Below are 14,874 nucleotides of genomic sequence, written 5' to 3'. Positions count from 1 at the left end.
TTTTTTTTTTAAGGTTTTTATATCTGGTTTATTTATTTATTAAAGATATTATCTTTTTTTTAAGCTTTTTATATCTGGTTTATTTATTTATTAAAGATATTATCTTTTTTTTTAAAGCTTTTTATATCTTGTTTAATTATTTTTTAAAGATATTATCTTTTTTTTAAGGCTTTTCGTATCTTGTTTAATTATTTTTAAAAATTATATTTTTTTAAGAAAAAATAATATTTCTACTTTAATCATCAAAAAACAGAATAATTTTATTTTATTTTTTATTTAAACTAATTTTTAATCTTTATTTTCAATTTTAATATGCAAGTAAGCACTTACACTCGGAAATCTTTATATATGGTTCCTTTCATATATTAAGTTAACTGTAAATTGATATTTTAAAATTGAGGATGTATAAAAATGAGAAAACTCTGTTTTATATTATTACTATTGATTTCAGTCACTTTGATTAGCGTTTCAACTATTGCTGCTAGTGATGTGACTGATGATGTGATTGGAGATGTGAATCTTGATCATGCAACTGCGGATAATGTGGTTGTTGATGATAGTGATGTAAGCAATTTAGATGTTGATGATGATGTTGATGATGTTGATGTGATATCTGCTCCTCAAGACAAGAAATCCACTTCATCTAAAAAGTTATCTGACTCAAAGCCTTCCTCTTTCCTATATTTGAATTATGCTTTAAAAAATAATGCAAATGTTGTATTGGATGAAGATTATGCTTATTTTTGTCGAACCGATTCTGAATTCACTAATGGTATCTTGCTTGACCATGATATAACAATTGATGGTAACGGTCATACTATAGACGGTTGCAGACTAATATGAAGAGGAAACAATGGACTGTTGGTGAATTAGTAACGGTCATACTATAGACGGTTGCAGACTGTCAAGAATATTCAAGATAGGTTCTGATAATGTTAATGTTGTCATTAAAAATCTCAACCTTGTCAATGGAAGGACCCGAGATATAGGTGGTGCAGCTATTTTTGGAAATTGTACTGCTATAAACTGTACTTTCCAAGGTAATGATGTTGGTTACACAGGTTTTGGTGGAGCTATGTATGGTGGATGCGCCATAAACTGTACCTTTGAAGGCAATAACATTGATAGAGAAAGGACTATTGAAGGTAAAGGTGGTGCAATGTATGGCGGTACTGCTAAAGGATGCATTTTCAAAAACAATGCTGCAGGTAAAGGTGGAGCTGTAGCTTATTGTAATATAGAAAATTGTATACTTGAAGACAACAAATCCGGAAACTGGGCTGGTGCAATGTTGGAAGGATATGCTAAAAACTGTACTTTCATTAGAAATTATGCTCCAATGTCTGGTGGTGCAATGGATGCTGAAGGTCGTAATATTTGTATTGCTGAAGATTGTACCTTTATAGAAAATAAGGCAAATGTTGGTGCTGCTATAGCTGATGGTACTGCTATAAGATGTGTGTTTATCAATAACATTGCAGTAGAATGGGGAGGCAGTGCTATCCAATGGGGTAATGCAACCCAATGTAATTTTAATAATGATACAGTTGGGGATACCAAACTTTTGGATTCCTAACTTTATTCATAAAAAATAGATGATCCTTTTAGGAAAAACAAAAACTAAAATATTCATTTGCTCTATAAAGAAACCAAAAACCAAATAATATATTTCCTTTAATAAAACTTAAATAATATTCATATTCTTTATGGGGAAAATCAAACCAAATAATAATTTTTCTATTAAATAGAGAAATCAAAAACCAAATAAATATTTCATTTAAAAGTAGAAACTAACCAAATAATATACTTATTTATGGAGAAGCCAATATATTGGTTCCTTAATTCATTTAAAAAATATTAACCACTTCCTCTAATGGAGAAGCCAATATATTGGTTCCTTAAATAACATTTGTTTTCCTTAAAGGGTTTGTCTATTTTTCAAATCTTTTATGTGTATGAATTTTTGTTTAAATCATGCATTGCATTTTTTCTTTTTATGTGTTTTGAATTTTTTGTTTAATTTTGCATTGCATTTTTTCTTTTTATGTGTTTTGAATTTTTTGTTTAATTTTGCATTGCATTTTTATTAATGATCTTATTTTTTTGCTTAAATACACAATAAAAAACTAATTTTAACTGATTAAATTCTAAATTACTCATTAATTGTTCTTTTATTTTTTATTTAATCTTATTTTAAGTCTTATTTTTTAATTTTAATTGTAAGTAAGCACTTGCACTCGAAAATCTTTATATATTGTCCTTTTCATATATATTAAATAAGTTATGAATTTTTATTAAAAAAGAGGTATGTACAAAAATGAAAAAAATATTTTATATGTTATTCTTATTAATTTCAGTCAGTTTAATTAGCGTTTCAATTGTTGCTGCTAGTGATGTAACTGACGACATAATTGGAATTGAGAATGTTGATCAATCAACTGCTGCTGATATGGTTATTGGTGAAGTTGAAGAAGACAATACATATTTTGATGCTGATTTGAATAGAACCATGTATGAATGGGATATTAAGGATTTTAAAAGGACACCTCGTGATGAGAGAGGTCCTTGGACATTTGTAGAGGTACCTGATGATGAAGCTGATAATGATGGTGCTGATGCAGTCAATAAAACTATTGATGGTGTGATATCTGCTCCTGGAAGCATTGAATCCAATTCATCCAAAAACTCATCTGAAACTCGTCCTTATCAAATGATTATTTTAGAAAAATGTATTGGTCCATATACTTCAGAAGTAAGGTTAGTTCATGATTTTGCTTTTGATCACAGATATGATTCCTATCTTAAGGGCGGTATTGTACTTAATCATAGCATAGTCATTGAAGGTAATGGACATACTTTAGATGGCCAAGGATATTCCAGATTCTTCAATATAGTCAAAGATGACATTGATGTTGTCATTAAAAACATCAACTTTATCAATGGATGGGCATATGATGAATGTGGTGGAGCTATTTTAGGAAATTGTAAAGTCATAAATTGTACTTTTAAAAACAATACTATTGGATTTAGTGGTCGTGGCGGTGCTATGTATGGGGGATTTGCCATAAACTGTTTATTTGAAGACAATAATGAATATTGTCCTGATGCACATGAATCAGTAGCTGGTGCAATGTATGGAGGTACAGCTATTGGCTGTATTTTCAGAAACAATTTTGCTGGCAACGGTGGAGCTGTATGCAACTGTACTGTGGAAGATTCTCTATTTGAAGGAAATAATGCACAAGAAAATGGTGGGGCTGCATATAATTCTACTGTAAAAAATAGTCATTTTAGACTGAATATTGCTAAAAATAACGGTGGAGCTGCATGCAACTGTACTGTAGAAAACAGTCATTTCAAAGCAAATAAAGTGGAATATGTCGGTGGCGCAGTGTATGGTGGAATTGCTAAAAACAGTACTTTCATTAGGAATGAAGCAGGATTAGGCGGTGCTATGTCTAGGGGATATTTCACAAATCCATAGTTTATGTCAATGGAGACATCTGTGGATTAGGCGGTGCTATGTCTAGGGGATATGCTGAAGACAGTACTTTTGTAGAAAATCGTGCTCATGGTGCTGCTGCAATGCTTGAAAGTTCTGCTGTAAGATGTGTATTTATCAATAATACTCCATTAGCACCTAATTCAGTTTCTATATTGGATTCTAATGTAACGGATTGTACTTTAAATAATGATACAGTCTATACTTATGAATAGTTTCATGTTTAAATTACTTTTTTTATCCAGTCAAGTTTGGCTGGGTTTCTTTTTAATTATTTAACTCAAATTAATGGGTTATTTATTTTTTAATTTTTTTATTAAGGTTTAGATATTTATTTTTTTTATTATTTTATAAAAGATAGGGAATTTATTTTTTTTAGTTTTTTATAAAGATTTAGAGATTTATTTTTTTTATTATTTTATAAAAGATAGGGAATTTAATTTTTTTTAGTTTTTTATGAAGCTTTAGAGATTTAATTTTTTTTAGTTTTTTAAAAAGGGTCATGGTTTAATTTTTTATTTTTTTTTAAAAGATAGGGAATTTAATTTTTTTTAGTTTTTTAAAAAGGATTAGGGTTTAATTTTTTTTATTTTTTTTTAAAAGATAGGGAATTTAATTTTTTTATTTCTTATAAAAGATTAAAGTTTAATTTACATATCTTTTCTAATTTATTAAAAAACTTTTTAAACTAATAAATTAAAATAAAATATATAATCTATTTTTTAATTTAATAAATTATTACATTATTAGATTTATCAATTTATCTTAGACTTTTTAAGCTTTTTTAGATTTAATTAGGTCTGATTAAAATTATTTTTAAGGAAATAAAAATATGTTTGAAATTAAGTATAAAGATATGAGAGGAAGAGGCGGTGTTTTAAAAACAAAACATGGAGATATTAAGACTCCAAACCTAATGCCGGTTATTCATCCAAGAAAACAAGCCATTAATGTTAAGGATTATGGTGCAGACATTGTAATTACAAATGCTTATCTGATTTATAAGGATGAGGACTTAAGCAAAAAGGCACTTGATGTCGGTTTGCATGAGCTCATTAACTTTGACGGACCGATCATGACTGATTCAGGTTCATTTCAATTGTCAGTTTATGGTGATGTAGACATTACAAACAAGGAAGTAATTGAGTTTCAGGAAGCTATACGAACTGATATAGGAACTTCCCTTGACATTCCAACTGCTCCTTATGTTGATAGGGAAAAGGCTGAAGAGGATTTGGAAATCACAATTGAACGTGCTAAAGAAGCTATTAGCTATGTAAAGGACAATGATTATGAAATGAAGATAAACTCAGTTGTTCAAGGGTCCACTTATCCTGACTTAAGAGAGTATTGTGCTACAGAACTTACCAGGCTTGATGCAGATTTATATCCTATCGGTGCAGTTGTGCCACTTATGGAAATGTATCACTACAGAGACCTTGTAGATGCAGTGATGCATACTGTAAAATGCTTGCCTGATTCCAAGGCTCGTCACTTGATGGGTGCAGGACACCCTATGATATTTGCCCTTTGTGTGGCTATGGGCTGTGACTTGTTTGATTCTGCAGCTTATATCCTTTATGCAGAAGGAGACAGATTCCTCACTACAAGAGGAACTATCAAGCTTGAAAACATGACAGAAATGCCTTGTTCCTGTGAAGTCTGCTGCAAATACGCTCCAGATGACTTAAGGGCAATGGATAAGGAAGAAAGAACCAAATTGATTGCACAGCACAATTTGCATGTAAGCTTTGCAGAGCTTAGGCTTATCAGACAGGCCATATCTGAAGGAAGCCTTATGGAACTTGTAGAAGAACGTTGCAGAGCACACCCTATGTTGCTTGATGCATTAAGGCATTTAGGTGAATACAGTGAAGACTTAGAGAAATTCGATCCAAGAAGCAAGAAGTCTGCATTTTTCTACACTGGTCCTGAATCATTGAAAAGGGCAGAAGTTACAAGGCATCTTAAGAAATTGGAAAATATGGACAAGAAGAAAAATCTTGTTGTTCTTCCTGCTTATAGAAAGCCTTACAGCAAATATTTGGTAAGCAGTTTTAGGCAATTCTTTGTTTATGCAAAGGACGAATCCAATGGAGAGGATGAACCTTGCATAATCGACAACAATGATACTGACTTTGCTGTTTTAGACATTCCATTCTGTCTCATTCCACTTGAATTGGATGAGGTCTATCCATTAAGCCAAAGCGATGCTCCAAGAATTCATGATAAGATAACTGATGAGTTTACAAGAGACTTCCTTATTGACTATGCTGAAAATTATGATAATGTATTGATTCATCCTAAGGTCATGGATGAGCTTGAGCTTGATTATATTGAAGAGTATGCTAATCCTGAAGATGTCAGATATAAGAAGGATGATGTGGAGAAATTAAAGGCAATTGCAGATTACCAATTTGGCAAAGGTGCAGGAGAGGCATTATTCACTGGCAAGATAAAGATTGAAAAAAGCAGAAAGACCGGTAAGATTAGACATGTATTTGACAAGAATCAAAACATTGTCAATATGAGAGCATCTGACAGTTTCTTGATTTTGTCTAAATTAGGAGCTCAAAGATTAGCCACATTAGATGGAATGAGAAACAAGGTCATGATTGACAATAGCGTTGAATCCTTTGCCCGTGATGGAAAAAGCGTTTTCGCTAAGTTCATCATTGATTGTGATGAAAACATCCGATCAAATGATGAAGTCTTGATTGTAAATGAAGAAGGAGCGCTTTTAGCATTTGGAAAAGCACTTTTAGGCCATAAGGAAATGCTAGACTTTAAAACAGGTCAAGCTATTAAAACAAGAAAAGGATTTAAGAAATAATTGATTTTTGAAGCTATTATTTAAGAAATAATCAATTCAAAAACAATTCAATTATGAAAAGAATTAGAAATAATTCTTTTCTTTAATTTTTTTGATTAATCTTTAAGTTTTATTTGATTTTTAGATTTTCTTTAAATTTTTTGATTAATTATTAAGTTTTATATATTTTAATTTATAGAGTTTAATATGAATATTTAAAAAATTATTTTAAAATTATTCTAATTTGATTTAAAAAAAATGTTTTAGAGGAATATTATGATACCTGGTATGAACCCTAAACAAATGAAAAATATGCAAAGACAAATGAAAAAAATGGGAATGGACATGAAAGAGATTGAAGATGTCCAAGAAGTAATTATTCGTTGTGAAGATAAAGACATAATCATTTCTCCTGCAGAAGTAAGTATAATGACTGTAATGGGTCAAGAAACTTATCAAGTAACTGGAACTGCAGTTGAAGTGGAAAAGGAAATTGCCATTCCTGAAGAAGATATTGAAATGGTTGCTAATACTGCTGGTGTAAGTGCTGAAGATGCTGAAGCAGCATTAAAAGAAACTGGTGGAGATTTAGCAGAAGCTATTTTAAAATTAAATCAAGAATAAATTTTTCTTTTTCTTATTTTTTCTATTCTTTTTATTTTATGTTTCTTGTTTTTTTCTAATTTTTTATAAATAGATTATTTTTCTTATTTTTAACTATTCTTCTAATTTTATTATTTTTTCTAATTATTTTTTAATTATTCTTTTTCTTAGAATCGGGTGTTATTTTTTTTTTAAAGTTTCATTTGATTTTATTTTTTCATTTTATTCAGATTTTTCCATACTCTTTTTGAAATAAAAAATCCTATTAATATAATTAATTTTAGCTTCTTTTAAAATGATTGTTTTTTATGTTTCTATTAATTTAATTAATTTTATTTTGAATTAAATTAAAATTGCCATATAAATTGTCATTTTTCTATTTCGGAATGTATATCTTTTCAATCTTTCTTAGTTAAGTTTGTATTTAATGGACTAAACTAAATTTATTAAACTAATAAAAACTCTCAAATGCTATTTAAATTATAATAATTAATTATTTTAAAAAAATAAAAACTATATGGTGTCTATTTTGGAAATAAAGAATGCAAGCAACCACTTACATGCAAAAACATTTATATATTTCTTTAACTAACTTATGTTTAAGAAAAAGGGAGGATAATGTATGAAAAGAAAATTTATAATTTCAATATGTTTATTACTTTTTTTAGTCAGCATTAGCAACATATCTGCAGCTGATGTTGATAATGTTACTGCTGATGATGCAGTCTTAATGGAGAATGTCGATTTAACCGACAATGCTTCTGATGCAATCATAGCAGATGTGGACGATGAAGCAAACAATGTAAATAAAGCATCAAAAATCTCACTTCAGTCAGGCAAGCCAGATAAATCCGTTAGTAAGAATACTACAGTGAACGAACCACTCTTTACTAGGGATGACCTCAGGAGAGTTAAACATTATCAAACACTTGCAGACTACTATGGATGGAATAGCCTTGAGGATATTGCTAGCAAAATGAAAATGCCTCAAGATGAAATTTTAAAGATGCTTGGAGATTTAAGATCCGGTTGCATGGGTGAAAAATACCAATTACTTATTCAGGAAAAAGATGAAGAAAATCAACAAAAAATTGATAGCTTAAATGCTTATATTGGTACTGATTTCAACACTACAGAAGAATCCTATAAAAATATGCACATAGAAGACTATACTCCTCATGGTATCACACCAGAGTTAGTGGAATATGTAGGGGACAGTTATGGTACTGCTAGTGTAAGCCTTATGGCATTTAGAGTTGCAGTAAGCTGTGGTGAAGTAATTGATACTATCCATGAAATAAAAGATGGAAAACATGGTAGTGACTTGCAAAAGAAGTTATTTGACATGGATACTAAAAACCAAAATGAAATTGACAAACTTAATAGTTATATAATTAGAACATAAGTTTAACTAATTTCATTTTTTACCATTTTTTCTTATTTTAATTTAAAATTTCATTTACTTTTTTATTTTATTGTTTTTTCTTATTTTGAAATCTTATTTGCTTTTTTATTTTATTGTTTTTTCTTATTTTGAAATCTTATTTGCTTTTTTATTTTATTGTTTTTTCTTATTTTGAAATCTTATTTGCTTTTTTAACTTTTTAAACTTTTTTTAAGAACTGTTTTTTAGGAAATCACAATATGAAATAACTAGACTTTCTAAATTTTGAAAATTTATACCTTGTATAAATGCATATTAATAAAACTATATATTTGACTGTAAAAATAGATTAAAAAGGATATTTGGAGATAACTCCTACAAAAAAATAAAAAAAGAATTCGCATAAAACTTCCTGAGAAGTCTTAGCGAAAATGATTTTAGTTTTCAAATGTTGCATTAAGGTTCCTGAGAAGTCTTAGCGAAAATGATTTTAGTTTTCAAATGTTGCATTAAGGTTTTCAAATGTGTCGATAACCACAACACAATCTGGACTTACATTTTGCATTATCTTTACCATAATATCTTCAGGAACTGCAACACATCCTCCAGTATAAGGCTTTTTAGGACCAAAGCAGTGGAGGAATATAGCTGATCCCAATCCCGGAGTTCCATTTTCGTTGAAGTTAATGTTAAGACAATACTGATACTCTTTTTCATAATCGATTATATGCTCACTATTGGTCATGTTTAAATTTGGATAATCATTGATGTCCACCATTTCATTATAATGCATGCCTTTGGCACTATCTCCTGACCAATATGTGGAATTGTTAACCTTTGTATAGGGAATTGCACATCCAGGGTCATCTGCAATTCCAAATGCCTCATTGAATTTGTACACTCCGGTTGGAGTTTGAGTCACCTCTTCAGAATGTTTCTCTGCAGGACATAAACCGTCTCTTCCAACAAATCCTGGTGTTGACAATATCTGCTTCCAATTGCCGTTGTCATCCCTTTCATGCATGGAAATTGTTGCGGTTGAGTTGTCCATTCCCATTCCTGCAACGATTAAAATCTGGTTTACAGATTCATTTTGAGCTTGAGGCAAATCTTTAACCCACTTTGGGGAGTCAACCACATCTTGGGAATGAGAATCAAGTCCCATAATTCCTTCTGCTTGAACACATCCCATTAAAAAAATCAGTAGCAATGAGAATATAATTATTGTTTTTGCTGTTTTTTGCATGATACACTTCCATAATTTTTTTTCACTGAAACTGGAGAGTTCAGTATTAAATGATCTCTTATATATTGCTTTAGATAAATTCGTATTTAAAGATGTCTTCCATATTGCTTTCGCTTAATTCGTATTTGATGATGTCTTACAATTTGCTTTCGCTTAATTCGTATTCAATGTTATGTCTTCCATATTGCTTTCGCTAAATTTTATTCAATGAAATTAATCAAACTTCTATTTCTTGCTTTCAAACCAGTTTACAGCAGCTTTTGCTGCATTTGCAGGACCATTGTTTTTGTGCATATCCTTCTGTATCTTTTCCAGATTTTCACGATATTTGGGATTTTCAATAATATCCATTATTTCCTTTCTGAGATTTTCTGCTGTTATCTCTTCGTGGCCGAAGATAGCTCTTCCTATCTCCATCTCCACAACTTTCTTCGCTGTATCAAACTGGTCACCCATCAGAGGAATGCAGACAGTAGGAACGCCAAACCATGTAGCTTCCATTATGCTTCCGATACCTGCATGACTGACAAAACCGTCTATGCACTGAAGGACTTTAAGCTGAGGAAGGAATTCATAAATTGTAACATTTTCAGGTATCTCCCCAAGATCATTCTTGTTAACCATATTTCCAATGGAACAGATAAGATTGATATCAAGGTCTTTAACTGCCTCAAACATGATTGGCCAGAACCATGGCTGGTTGTTGAATACTGTTCCTAGAGAAGCATATATTGTTTTCTTTTCATTGTTTGGACCTTCCCAGTCATCTTCACCTGCTCTCTGTCCAATCTGAGGACCAGCAAAGAAGAAATCATCTCCAAAGGTTTCTGCATATGGCTGGAACCTCTTATCAACGGTTACTATATTAAATTCCGGATTTACAGCGAACATCTCATATGGAGTAAGCAAATCTCCACCATATTTTTCCTGCAGTTCTTCAGCAAACTTCAAGGCTCTTTTTCTAGGTTCTGTTTCATCGATGCCTTCAGGCTACTGAAGTGTCTCATTGTAAGTATCATTTGCTGCAAAGACAGTAAAGAACTGGATTCTTGGCACATTTAAGGCGGAAGCTGCCAGACGTCCTGCCATTGCCATCTTGTCATTAACAATCAAGTCAGGCTTGTCCTTTTCAAGGACCTTTAAAATATCTTCCACACCAGAAGCTCCTTCATTAAGGAAACGTAAGGGAAGTTCTTCAAGAATATTTTCTAGAGCCTTCTTGTCTCCCTTTCCTCCCTTGTTCAAAGGGGATTCTACAGGATAGAAATCTACTTCGAATGCTTCGACCTGTGGCCTAAGAAATTCAGCAGTAAAGAAAGAAACCCTATGTCCCATTTTTTTTAGTTCTCCGCAGAATGGTAGTGCAGCAAGTACATGACCAACTGCTCCCATTGAAATAAAAGCTATATGCATTTTCTGTCCTCCTTTATAAATATTTATTGTTTTTGTTTTGAACTTATAATTTTAATATTATATTCCTTATTATTAAAATAGTTAAGTAATATATTTACATAGAGACTACCAATTTGTTTGTTGTTTTTTCAATTGTTAAATCATGTTTTTTCCAGTTTTAATCATTTTAAAATTCAATAAATATTAAATTGATATATTGAGTTTTAATCATTTTGAAATTCAATGAAGATTAAAATTGGATTATTAAAAATATTTATTTTAATTAAGTTTCGTAAATTTATGGTTTATGAACTTTATCAAACAATTTAAAAAAATAAGTTTATAAATTATATAAATTATAATATTATATGTATATAAATTGTTTTGGCAATCTTTTTTTAGCATTGCTTTTATAAAAAACATTTTTATATTTATAATCGATTTTACAGATTAAAAATGCTTTTTTAGCATTATTTTTTGGATTTTACAATTAAAAATGCTTTTTTAGCATTATTTAGATTTTATAGATTTATTCAATATTCATGTTGCGACTTTAATAAAAATTTATGGGGGAAACTATGAGAGAACTTAAACTAGGAAGAAGGATTAATATACATCATATAAGTCAACTTCTTAAAAAGGATTTCAATGATGTATTCACTAAAAATCCTATTGTAGTTATTACATTACTGTCAATAATTATATTGCCATCATTATATGCTCTTATAAATATCCAAGCTTGTTGGGACCCTTATGACAATACAGGAAATCTTGAGTTTGCAGTTGCAAATCTTGATAAAGGTGCATCAATGAATGGTGAAGACCTTAATGTAGGGGACCAATTGGAAGATGAATTGAAACGAAATGAAGATTTTTATTGGACTTTTGTAAGTGAGAAGGATCTGCGAGAGGGGGTTAAGAATGGAACGTATTATGCTGGAATAGTCATTCCAGAAAATTTCAGCGATTCCATAAAATCAATTACAACAGACAATCCTCATTCTGCTGAATTGGAATATGTTGTTATTAGAAAGACAAATCCAATGGCTTCCAAGCTTAGTGATTCTGCAGCAAGAGCAGTTTATAATAAAATCAATGCAAAGATTGTTCAGTTTATTGATGTTGCTGCATATTCAAAATTAGGCCAATTGCAATCCTCACTTGCAGCAGGTGCAAGCCAAATGGCTGCTGGTGCTGGTCAATTAGGTTCTGCAGCTTCTCAAGTCCAATCTGGTGCTTCTAAAGTCAAGTCTGGTGCTGGTGATTTAAGCAAAGGATCTTCCCAACTTAAGTCTGGTGCTGGCGATTTGAAGGATGGTGCTTCCAAGGTCAATAAGGGAGCTTCCCAAGTAACTGATGGCGCTTCTCAAGTCAAGGCAGGCTCATCACAAATCTCATCATCTGCTGATCAGGTTTCTGCAGGCTCATCTAAGATACAGGATTCTGCAAAGCAATTGGATCAATCTGTTGATGAAAATATGTTGCCTGACCAATTGAAGCCAGTTGTTCACGGTTCAAAGGAATTGGCTAATGCAAGTTCTGATTTGGCAGGAGCTTCAAGCAATCTTGCAAAAGGCTCATCTAAATTGGCAAACAGTTCTGCTGATGTTGCTAAAGGCGCTTCAGATGTTGCTGGTGGAGCATCTAGTCTTGCAGATGGTGCTTCTGGACTTGCTGATGGTGCTTCTCAATTGGCAGATGGTTCAAATCAACTTGCTGAAGGTTCTGTAAGTTTAGCTGCTGGTTCTGCAGCACTTGCTGATGGTGCCTCTTCTGCATTGTTCTCTGCTTCAAGCGGTCTTGCAGGTGCAGCAGGTTCACTATCTGGATTAACTGGTGTGGATGAAGACCAAGTTGGAGACTATATGTATGCTCCAGTTAAATTAAAGGAAAATGAATTGTACACTGTTCCTGATTATGGTTCAGAAGTTGCTCCATTTTATTTGGTTTTATCCATGTGGTAGGAGCAATAATCACTTTTGTCATGCTTAGGACAGGTCAATCAACTGGTACAATATACACTCCATCAGAGATGTACTTTGGTAAATTGCTTATATTCTTGGTAATGGCAATTTTAGAAACTACTGTAACCCTTATCGGAGCATTTATCTTAGGAATAAAAATAGCCAATCCATTACTGTTTGTTCTGTCGGCATATTTCATTGCCCTGATATTCATGCTGATTTGCTATTCATTGATTTCTGCATTAGGTCATGTAGGAAAAGGATTAGCTGTTATTTGGCTTGTATTCCAAATTTCAGGTACTGGAGGTATTTATCCTATTCAACTGATGGGACCATTGCTCCAAGCCATAAGTCCATATATGCCTATGACTCATGGAATCACATTGCTGAGGGAATCCGCATTAGGATTGATTTGGTCTAATTACATTCCTTCCTTTGCAGCTTTATTAGCTATGGGATTAATAATATTGATCTTTGCTCTAATTATTAAGATGTTTGCAGATAAAAGGGCACAATGGTTTGAAGAAAAATTAAATGAAACAGATTTATTCTAACAAGCTTTTTGAGCCTTCGGCTCAAAAACCTTGACCAAAATCTTTTTTTTCTTTATTTTTTTTATTTATTTATTCTTTATTTTTTTGCTTTTTAAATCCTTTTTTTAAAATTTTATTTTAATGTTTTTAACAGTATTTTAAAAATTTTTATAAAGATTTATTGATTTCAACAAAGCCATTTTTTTAAAAAAAGATAATTTTCATGTTCATTTAATAATTTTGAAAATCTTTTAACTAAATTATAGTTTGCAAATCTTTTATTCTAGATATTATTGACTTGTTTGTGTAAAATAAGTCAAATCAATAATTTAATAAAAGAATATAAAAAGAAAGGATTGTGTTTGTGTAAAATAAGCCATATCAACAATTTAATAAAAAATTATAAAAAGAGAAGGTTGTGTTTGTGTAAAATAAGCCATATCAACAATTTAATAAAAGAATATAAAAAGAGAGAATTGAAAATTAAATCTATTTTTTAAGATATGTTTCATTCATATCATTGTTAACTTCTTCATATCTGTTTAATAATGTTTTAATCAAGTCTTTGCTTATCTTATTCATTTTTTTATCTAATAAGTCGACTCCTTCTTGGGTGATTCCCTTTTTGGTAGCGACTTTATTGATGATTTCATCATTGGATAATGATTGGTCATCTTTCAATAGGGAAGTTCCAACAATTGTCTTTACAATCATGTCTTCAGCCTCTTCCTTGGAAATGTTTGTCATGTCATCACAGGCCTGTGCAAATGATTCAATCATTTTTGCAATGAATGCAGGTCCGCAGCTGCTTATTATTGTGCTGATTTCCAATTCAGGATCATTTGAAGGAACAACCACATCATCTTCATTATAGTAGATAGGGTCATCTATTCTTTTAACATAACTGAATTCATTGAATATGTCTTCTATAAAAAGCTTTTCTTCCAATTCAACTTTTTTGTTATGCTTAATAAGGGTTACTCCTTTTCTTCTGGATAATGAGCTAATAGCATTGTTTGAGGTGACAGTTGAAGCTAATGTAGGAATAACCAAAGATAATTTTCCATCAAAAAACTGTTTGATATGATTGAAGTTAAGTCCTGCGCAAGTGTAGATGATATGGGTCTTTTCATTGATAAATGGTGTTATTTCATCGAGAACGTCTTTAAATTGAGGAGTTTCAACGGAAATAAGGATTTTTTCACATTGTGTTGCGACTTCTGTATTGTCTGAAGTAATGTTTAGATTTTCTTCTGGATATTCTTCAATTAAACTTTCAAATTTATTAAGGTGTCTATTTGAAACAATTAATTCTTCGTCGTCCAATAGTAAATTAAGCTTCAATATATTATTTACTATCATAGAACCCATATTTCCGTATCCAATAACTCCTATTTTCATAGTTATTACCCTTTAACTATGTGATCTTAATTAAGAT

Annotated in this window: 14 protein-coding genes; 9 read left to right on the top strand and 5 right to left on the bottom strand. The window is 31.0% G+C overall.

The annotated features are described in order from the left end of the window. Positions 1–411: 411 nt before the first annotated feature. On the top strand, positions 412–843 hold the full coding sequence (locus QZV12_RS09065) for a hypothetical protein (RefSeq protein ID WP_295620595.1): 432 nt from the start codon (positions 412–414) through the stop codon (positions 841–843). 61 nt (positions 844–904) lie between these two features. On the opposite strand, the gene QZV12_RS09060 is transcribed toward QZV12_RS09065, so the two are convergent. Then, entirely contained in the window at positions 905–1,039 is a 135-nt protein-coding gene (locus QZV12_RS09060; RefSeq protein WP_295620592.1) for a hypothetical protein, read from the bottom strand. Positions 1,040–1,075: 36 nt separating this feature from the next. On the opposite strand from QZV12_RS09060, the gene QZV12_RS09055 reads away from it, so the two are divergent. The 6 genes from QZV12_RS09055 (at position 1,076) to QZV12_RS09030 (ending at position 8,322) form a co-directional block, all read left to right on the top strand. Further along, positions 1,076–1,576, top strand: a complete 501-nt coding sequence (locus tag QZV12_RS09055) for a hypothetical protein (RefSeq protein WP_295620589.1) — start codon at positions 1,076–1,078, stop codon at positions 1,574–1,576. Between the two features lie 759 nt (positions 1,577–2,335). Further along, the gene (locus tag QZV12_RS09050) at positions 2,336–3,484 is read left to right on the top strand and encodes a hypothetical protein (RefSeq protein ID WP_295620586.1); all 1,149 of its coding nucleotides are present in this window, start codon (positions 2,336–2,338) and stop codon (positions 3,482–3,484) included. A gap of 38 nt (positions 3,485–3,522) precedes the next feature. Further along, positions 3,523–3,717 carry a hypothetical protein gene (locus tag QZV12_RS09045; protein WP_295620583.1) on the top strand — a complete coding sequence of 65 codons (195 nt, stop codon included), beginning with the start codon at positions 3,523–3,525 and terminating at the stop codon, positions 3,715–3,717. 617 nt (positions 3,718–4,334) lie between these two features. Next, positions 4,335–6,335, top strand: coding sequence for a tRNA guanosine(15) transglycosylase TgtA (gene tgtA / locus QZV12_RS09040; protein WP_295620580.1), 2,001 nt, complete (start codon positions 4,335–4,337; stop codon positions 6,333–6,335). A gap of 255 nt (positions 6,336–6,590) precedes the next feature. Continuing rightward, the gene (locus QZV12_RS09035) at positions 6,591–6,938 is read left to right on the top strand and encodes a nascent polypeptide-associated complex protein (RefSeq protein WP_295620578.1); all 348 of its coding nucleotides are present in this window, start codon (positions 6,591–6,593) and stop codon (positions 6,936–6,938) included. A gap of 601 nt (positions 6,939–7,539) precedes the next feature. Then, positions 7,540–8,322 carry a hypothetical protein gene (locus QZV12_RS09030; RefSeq protein WP_295620575.1) on the top strand — a complete coding sequence of 261 codons (783 nt, stop codon included), beginning with the start codon at positions 7,540–7,542 and terminating at the stop codon, positions 8,320–8,322. 469 nt (positions 8,323–8,791) lie between these two features. Here QZV12_RS09030 and QZV12_RS09025 read toward each other — a convergent pair whose 3' ends face one another. From QZV12_RS09025 to QZV12_RS09015, 3 genes are all read right to left on the bottom strand, one after another. After that, positions 8,792–9,547: a L,D-transpeptidase family protein gene (locus QZV12_RS09025; protein ID WP_295620572.1), complete on the bottom strand. Its 756-nt coding sequence runs from the start codon at positions 9,545–9,547 to the stop codon at positions 8,792–8,794. A gap of 225 nt (positions 9,548–9,772) precedes the next feature. After that, positions 9,773–10,498, bottom strand: a complete 726-nt coding sequence (locus QZV12_RS09020) for a nucleotide disphospho-sugar-binding domain-containing protein (protein WP_295620568.1) — start codon at positions 10,496–10,498, stop codon at positions 9,773–9,775. Positions 10,499–10,537: 39 nt separating this feature from the next. Continuing rightward, on the bottom strand, positions 10,538–10,960 hold the full coding sequence (locus QZV12_RS09015; RefSeq protein WP_295620565.1) for a glycosyltransferase: 423 nt from the start codon (positions 10,958–10,960) through the stop codon (positions 10,538–10,540). A 557-nt stretch (positions 10,961–11,517) separates the two neighbouring features. Here QZV12_RS09015 and QZV12_RS09010 point away from each other — a divergent pair. Together QZV12_RS09010 and QZV12_RS09005 are read left to right on the top strand one after the other, a co-directional pair. Further along, positions 11,518–12,903: a YhgE/Pip domain-containing protein gene (locus QZV12_RS09010; RefSeq protein WP_295620563.1), complete on the top strand. Its 1,386-nt coding sequence runs from the start codon at positions 11,518–11,520 to the stop codon at positions 12,901–12,903. Further along, positions 12,897–13,457 carry a YhgE/Pip family protein gene (locus QZV12_RS09005; RefSeq protein WP_295620560.1) on the top strand — a complete coding sequence of 187 codons (561 nt, stop codon included), beginning with the start codon at positions 12,897–12,899 and terminating at the stop codon, positions 13,455–13,457. Before QZV12_RS09010 ends, QZV12_RS09005 begins: the two co-directional genes overlap by 7 nt. Positions 13,458–13,925: 468 nt before the next feature. Here the strand turns inward: QZV12_RS09005 and QZV12_RS09000 are convergent, their stop codons facing one another. Continuing rightward, complete coding sequence (locus QZV12_RS09000) at positions 13,926–14,837, bottom strand: pyrroline-5-carboxylate reductase (RefSeq protein ID WP_295620556.1); 912 nt, start codon at positions 14,835–14,837, stop codon at positions 13,926–13,928. Positions 14,838–14,874 lie beyond the last annotated feature (37 nt).

The organism is uncultured Methanobrevibacter sp., from assembly GCF_902769175.1.
GTDB lineage: Archaea > Methanobacteriota > Methanobacteria > Methanobacteriales > Methanobacteriaceae > Methanobrevibacter.
This window is presented reverse-complemented; position numbering and strand designations above follow the sequence as displayed.

Bases quoted from the DNA above. Each gene is read 5' to 3' on its own strand.
- QZV12_RS09065 (WP_295620595.1), top strand. From the start codon at position 412: ATGAGAAAACTCTGTTTTATATTATTACTATTGATTTCAGTCACTTTG.
- QZV12_RS09055 (WP_295620589.1), top strand. From the start codon at position 1,076: ATGTATGGTGGATGCGCCATAAACTGTACCTTTGAAGGCAATAACATT.
- QZV12_RS09050 (WP_295620586.1), top strand. From the start codon at position 2,336: ATGTTATTCTTATTAATTTCAGTCAGTTTAATTAGCGTTTCAATTGTT.
- QZV12_RS09045 (WP_295620583.1), top strand. From the start codon at position 3,523: ATGTCTAGGGGATATGCTGAAGACAGTACTTTTGTAGAAAATCGTGCT.
- tgtA (WP_295620580.1), top strand. From the start codon at position 4,335: ATGTTTGAAATTAAGTATAAAGATATGAGAGGAAGAGGCGGTGTTTTA.
- QZV12_RS09035 (WP_295620578.1), top strand. From the start codon at position 6,591: ATGATACCTGGTATGAACCCTAAACAAATGAAAAATATGCAAAGACAA.
- QZV12_RS09030 (WP_295620575.1), top strand. From the start codon at position 7,540: ATGAAAAGAAAATTTATAATTTCAATATGTTTATTACTTTTTTTAGTC.
- QZV12_RS09025 (WP_295620572.1), bottom strand. From the start codon at position 9,547: ATGCAAAAAACAGCAAAAACAATAATTATATTCTCATTGCTACTGATT.
- QZV12_RS09015 (WP_295620565.1), bottom strand. From the start codon at position 10,960: ATGCATATAGCTTTTATTTCAATGGGAGCAGTTGGTCATGTACTTGCT.
- QZV12_RS09010 (WP_295620563.1), top strand. From the start codon at position 11,518: ATGAGAGAACTTAAACTAGGAAGAAGGATTAATATACATCATATAAGT.
- QZV12_RS09000 (WP_295620556.1), bottom strand. From the start codon at position 14,837: ATGAAAATAGGAGTTATTGGATACGGAAATATGGGTTCTATGATAGTA.